Here is a 5,319-nt window from a genome sequence, read left to right as displayed (position 1 = left end):
GCTGTGACCTGGGGGTTCGTGGTGGGCGGCTGAGGGTCGCCCGTCACTGTCGGTCGTCCGGCGTCGTTGATGCCGGCACCTTCTGACCGTGGCTCTACAGAGATCGGTCAACGACCACTGCTGGACGCGGACGGTGCTGTGGCTGCTGTGCCTCGCTGCTGCTGTCGATGCCTGGTGTCCGAACACGGCAACTGCCGGTCATCTGGAGCGCTGCTCACCGGGAGCCCGGTACTGGACTTGCCCGGCCTTGCGCAGGGCATCCATGGTTTCGTCGATGGTCAGGAGAACGGTCGTCTCGAACGAGCTGAGTGCGCCGCCTCCGCTGATAGCCAGGGCGACCGCGGCCATGGAGACGTTGTCGGGGGCCTCCCACAGGTTGTAGCCGTCGCGGGTGCCGAACGCGTACCAGAAGCCGTGGAGCTTGCCGCCGACGGACTCGATGTACGACTGAGCGGCCTTCGCGCGGTCCTCGGGGTGGCCGATGAGTCTCGCCCAGGTCTCCGGCGTGTAGCTGAACCTCGATAGATAAAGCGGCATCATGTCTCCCTTTCGTCCCAGCAGGGATTCCCCCGCGGGGTGGGATACGCCGCCGAGGCCGCGCGCGTATCCCCCGAACGGCCGGGATGTCGACCGGCATGGCCACGGCCGGTGGGCGACTCAACCGTCGAACCACGGCATCGAAGCTCTCGGCTCGAGAATGAGCTGCTGCCATCACTCGACGCCGTCCCGTCGACCGTGCCCGGAGAGCGGGGTTCCATGACGGTCATGTCCACGCTCTGAGCAACCCCGAGACATCAGGGTGGTCCCAGGTGGGAGTCCCTATTCCCTCGTACGCTGTCCCCGTGCCGTCCTCCCGCCTGCATCGCGTCGCCGTCCTCGTGCTCGTGGGTGCGAAGCCGCTCGACGTCGGCATTCCCGCGCAGGTGTTCACGACCCGCGCGAGCATGCCGTACGAGGTGCGCGTGTGCGGGGCGGCACCCGGTCTCGTGACCGGCGGCGATGGCCTGTCGTACGACGTCGCCCACGGTCTCGACGCGCTCGCGTGGGCCGACATCGTCTTCATCCCCGGCTACCGGTTCCCGGACCGCGACGACCCGCCGCAGGCCGTCGTCGACGCGCTGATCGCGGCCCACGCCCGGGGCGCGCGGCTCGCCGCCATCTCGACGGGTGCCTTCGCCCTCGCCGCCACGAGCCTGCTCGACGGCAGACGCGCCACGACGCACTGGCACTACTCCCGGGCGCTCGCGGCGAAGCATCCGCTCGTCCGGATCGACGAGGACGTTCTGTTCGTCGACGAGGGCAGCGTACTGACATCGGCGGGCGCCGCCTCGGGCATCGACCTGTGCCTGCACATCCTGCGCGGCGACCTCGGAGTGGCCGCGTCGAACCACGCGGCCCGGCGCCTGGTCGCGGCCCCCTATCGCAGCGGCGGCCAAGCGCAGTACGTGCCTCGCAGCGTGCCCGAGCCGCTCGGCGAGCGGTTCGCCGCCACCCGCGAGTGGGCGCTGCACCGGCTCGGCAAGCCCCTCACGCTCGACGTGCTCGCGCGGCACGCGGCGGTCTCGCCCCGTACGTTGTCGCGGCGCTTCGTCGAGGACACGGGGTACACGCCCATGCAGTGGGTCATGCGCGCCCGTATCGACATGGCCCGTGAGCTGCTGGAGCGTTCGGAACGGGGCGTGGAGCAGATCGCCGGCGACGTCGGGCTGGGCACCGGTGCGAACCTGCGGCTGCATTTCCAGCGCATCCTCGGCACCACGCCGAGCGAGTACCGGCGCACTTTCGCCAGGGGCGAGTAACCCGCCGCCTCGTGGCGCGATCCTTTTGAACCGTGGCGATCACGCCGCTGTCCCGGCCGGATGCCTGCCACGACGCTGGTGGCGAACCGAAGAAACCGAAGGGACCCCACCACTCATGACGCGCATCGCGATCAACGGATTCGGCCGCATCGGGCGCAATGTGCTGCGCGCACTGCTCGAACGCGACAGCGACCTCGACATCGTCGCCGTCAACGACCTCACCGAGCCCGCCACCCTCGCCCGGCTGCTCGCCTACGACACGACGGCCGGCCGTCTCGGCCGCCCGGTGACCGCCGACGGAGACACCCTCGTCGTCGAAGGCCGTCGCATTAAGGTGCTCGCCGAGCGCGAACCGGCGCAGCTGCCCTGGGCCGAACTCGGCGTCGACATCGTCCTCGAAGCCACCGGCCGCTTCACCTCGGCCAAGGCCGCCCGTGCCCACCTCGACGCCGGCGCGAAGAAGGTACTCGTCAGCGCGCCGTCCGACGGCGCCGATGTCACGCTCGCGTTCGGGGTCAACACCGACGCGTACGACCCGGACGTGCACACGGTCGTCTCGAACGCCTCGTGCACGACCAACGCGCTCGCGCCGCTGGCCGCGGTGCTCGACGAGCTGGCGGGCATCGAGCACGGCTTCATGACGACGGTGCACGCCTACACGCAGGAGCAGAACCTGCAGGACGGTCCGCACCGTGACGCCCGCCGCGCCCGCGCCGCCGCCGTCAACATCGTGCCGACCACGACGGGCGCCGCGAAGGCGATCGGTCTCGTGCTGCCGAACCTCGACGGGAAGCTGTCGGGCGACTCGATCCGCGTGCCGGTTCCGGTGGGCTCGATCGTCGAACTCAACACGACCGTCGCCCGCGACGTGACGCGCGACGACGTGCTGGCTGCCTACCGCACCGCGGCGCAGGGCCCGCTCGCCGGCGTCCTGGAGTACTCGGACGACCCGCTCGTGTCCGCCGACATCACGGGCAACCCGGCCTCGTCGATCTTCGACTCGGCCCTCACCCGGGTCGACGGCCGCCACATCAAGGTCGTCGCCTGGTACGACAACGAGTGGGGCTTCTCGAACCGCGTGATCGACACCCTCGAACTCCTCGCCGGCCGCTGACGGGGGCGAGAGCGGCCCGGGCGGCGACGCTCGGCCGGGTCACTCCCCCGCCGTGGCCTCCCTGCGCCGCAACACGACCAGCGTCGTCCCGCCTATCAGGACCAGGCCGATGGCGACGCCCACGATCACGGGGGTGATCTCCGAGCTGCCCGTTTCGGCGAGGTTGGTGTCCGTGGCGGTGCCGCCCACCGTCGCCGGGCTCGGTTCGCTGCGAGTCTGGGTGGTGGTGCCGGTGTCGCTGCCGCGGGTCTGGCAGTCCAGCATGCCGGTGAAGCGCTTCTCGAAGCCGCCGGGGCCGTGGATCGTGAAGTCGTAGGCCTGGTCCTCCTGGAGCGGGACCGTCACCGTGCGCGTCTCGCCCGCGGCGATGGTGTGCTCCAGACCGGCCAGCTCGAAGGTGAACGGCTCATCGCCCTGGTTGGACGCGATGATGTCGACGCCGCCCTCGGCGCAGTTCTCCGCCGCCGACAGTGCCGGGACCGGGCCCTGCTTCGCCCAGGTCGCCCCGGCCGTCGCGGACACCGTCGACTCGCTGGAGCCGGCCAGGATCTGGGTCTGGCTGCGGTTCTCCGAGGCGAAGGCCCGGCCGACCGGCACGGTCGTCGAGGCCTGCACGGTCAAGTCCGCCGTACCGGCTGCCGTGTCCTCGGGCACGTCGAAGAACACCTGCCCGCCGTCGGACGTGGTGGTGACGGCCTTGCCCTGTTTGTCGACGACCCGCACCCCGCTCGTGGCGGCGTCCGCGGGCGGGGTGACCGTCGCGCTGCCGGCGTTGGTACGCACCGTCACCGGGCCGATCCGCTCCCCCGGTCGGCCTGCGACAGCGGGCGGCTCCAGGGTGAGCGAGGCCCGGGGCTCGGGCAGATCGCGGGCGCTCTGCTCCAGGTGGTCCGCGAGCTGCTCGGCCTGCGGGTCGAGGGCGTCGACGGCCACGTCGTCCGAGTAGCGCCAGATGGCCACCTGCGTGCCGGCCGCCGCGTCCTGCTCGGTGAGCGCACCGCGCACGCCCGCCTTCCGCGCCAGCGTCGCGAGGTCGTTCACCTGCGGGTAGGAGTTCTGCAGGATCCAGCGGATCTTGCCGGCGTCCTTGTTGGCACCCAGGGACGTGCCGCTCCAGGACGTCTCGTGGTACTTGGCGTCGCGCTGCGTGGGGTTGTGGAGGTCGACGCAGTACGTCTGCAGCATGCCGCCGCCGTCGACGGCCATCTCGAACAGGCCCGCCGAGATCTCCTGGTCACCGGTGCCGGCGTGTATCACCGCCGCGCCGTACGTCTTGAGGCCGCCTATCGTCGCTGCCGCTCCGCCCTGTCTCTGCGTCGTCTCGTCGGCGGCCGCCCGGCCTGCACCGGCCAGCCCGCCCGCGGCGACGAGCCCGGACACCACGGTGGCGGTGGCGAGGCGGGCCGCCACTCGCCTGCGTACGAACAGCTCAGAGAACGAAGCAAACACCGAATTCCCCTTCGAGCAGGACCGTTGACGTGGGGGGACGGTCCCACCAGCAGAATCAGAGGCCTCACAGGACACAAGAGACCCGAGAACCATGTCCGGCATCCTAGGGACGTGGGGGACCCCGCCCGCCGGTCAGACGGTCGGACGAGTGATCCGACTCGGAATCGTTATCGCCAAGATCCCCGGCGGGCAGGGGTTATCGACAAATCCACCCCTGATCGTTCGGCGCGCACCGGCCGATAGGCCGCAGTTCGGGCGGGCGGATCCGGCTGGGTGATTGACACTACGTCAATACGGCTGCCGCCGGGCGGTGTTGGATTCCAGGTGCCGCTGATGCCGCCGGACCATCCGGCGAACCGCCCGATGACGTCTCCCAGTTGGGTTCCGGTTGAGTCGGCGCAGTCGCTGTCTCCGCCTTGCCGGCGCGCCTGAAGGCCGAGGTGCCCCAGGCCAGATCGTGTCCGATCGACACCGCGTCGATGTCCGCCGACGTCCGGCTCTGCCCTTCGCGTACGTCGGTCCGCACCTTCAACCTGCCCTGCACGATCACCGGCTCGCCCACCGTCAGCGACGCCGCCGTGTTGGTGGCCAGCTGGCGGTTGGCCCACACCGTGAAGAAGTTGGTGTGCCCGTCCGTCCACGTGTTCTTCTCCCGGTCCCAGTAGCGCGCGGTCACCGCCAGCCGGAACCTCGCCGACGGGCCGGACGCCATCTCCCGGTACACCGGCTGCGTCGCCACCCTGCCGACCGCGCAGACCATCGTCTCGTTCATCGCGAATCCTCCCTCGCCCGGAGTGCGGCAACACACCGGGCCGACACGCGTACGGGCCCGTCCCGTACGGCTGTGTCTGCCAGACTGCCGTCGCCGGGCCGGGCCCGCTGAGCGCTGTGGATCGCCGGGCGCCTGTGGACAACACCGTCACTCACACGGGTGGTGACGGGTGGGGGGCGGGGTGG

At 70.7% G+C, this 5,319-nt stretch carries 5 protein-coding genes; 2 read left to right on the top strand and 3 right to left on the bottom strand.

All coding sequences use genetic code 11. The features are described from left to right. Positions 1-198 precede the first annotated feature (198 nt). A complete protein-coding gene (locus C1J00_RS37725; protein WP_102913415.1) occupies positions 199-537 on the bottom strand; it encodes a GYD domain-containing protein in 339 nt (112 codons plus the stop codon). A 305-nt stretch (positions 538-842) separates the two neighbouring features. Between C1J00_RS37725 and C1J00_RS37720 the strand changes: the two genes are divergently transcribed. Further along, positions 843-1,799, top strand: coding sequence for a GlxA family transcriptional regulator (locus C1J00_RS37720; RefSeq protein WP_102913414.1), 957 nt, complete (start codon positions 843-845; stop codon positions 1,797-1,799). Positions 1,800-1,914: 115 nt separating this feature from the next. Beyond that, entirely contained in the window at positions 1,915-2,913 is a 999-nt protein-coding gene (gene gap / locus C1J00_RS37715) for a type I glyceraldehyde-3-phosphate dehydrogenase (protein WP_102913413.1), read from the top strand. A 39-nt stretch (positions 2,914-2,952) separates the two neighbouring features. On the opposite strand, the gene C1J00_RS37710 is transcribed toward gap, so the two are convergent. Both C1J00_RS37710 and C1J00_RS37705 read right to left on the bottom strand, forming a co-directional pair. Beyond that, positions 2,953-4,362: a Cys-Gln thioester bond-forming surface protein gene (locus C1J00_RS37710; protein WP_102913412.1), complete on the bottom strand. Its 1,410-nt coding sequence runs from the start codon at positions 4,360-4,362 to the stop codon at positions 2,953-2,955. A 283-nt stretch (positions 4,363-4,645) separates the two neighbouring features. Beyond that, a complete protein-coding gene (locus C1J00_RS37705) occupies positions 4,646-5,134 on the bottom strand; it encodes a single-stranded DNA-binding protein (protein ID WP_102913411.1) in 489 nt (162 codons plus the stop codon). Positions 5,135-5,319: the final 185 nt, after the last annotated feature.

Source organism: Streptomyces cahuitamycinicus, assembly GCF_002891435.1.
Classification (GTDB): Bacteria; Actinomycetota; Actinomycetes; order Streptomycetales; family Streptomycetaceae; genus Streptomyces; species Streptomyces cahuitamycinicus.
The sequence above is the reverse complement of the archived record's forward strand: the minus strand, read 5'-3'. Positions and strand labels throughout refer to the sequence as shown.

What these genes read in the sequence shown, in the direction of transcription:
- C1J00_RS37725 (WP_102913415.1), bottom strand. Translation starts at nt 537, where the DNA reads ATGCCGCTTTATCTATCGAGGTTCAGCTACACGCCGGAGACCTGGGCG.
- gap (WP_102913413.1), top strand. Translation starts at nt 1,915, where the DNA reads ATGACGCGCATCGCGATCAACGGATTCGGCCGCATCGGGCGCAATGTG.
- C1J00_RS37705 (WP_102913411.1), bottom strand. Translation starts at nt 5,134, where the DNA reads ATGAACGAGACGATGGTCTGCGCGGTCGGCAGGGTGGCGACGCAGCCG.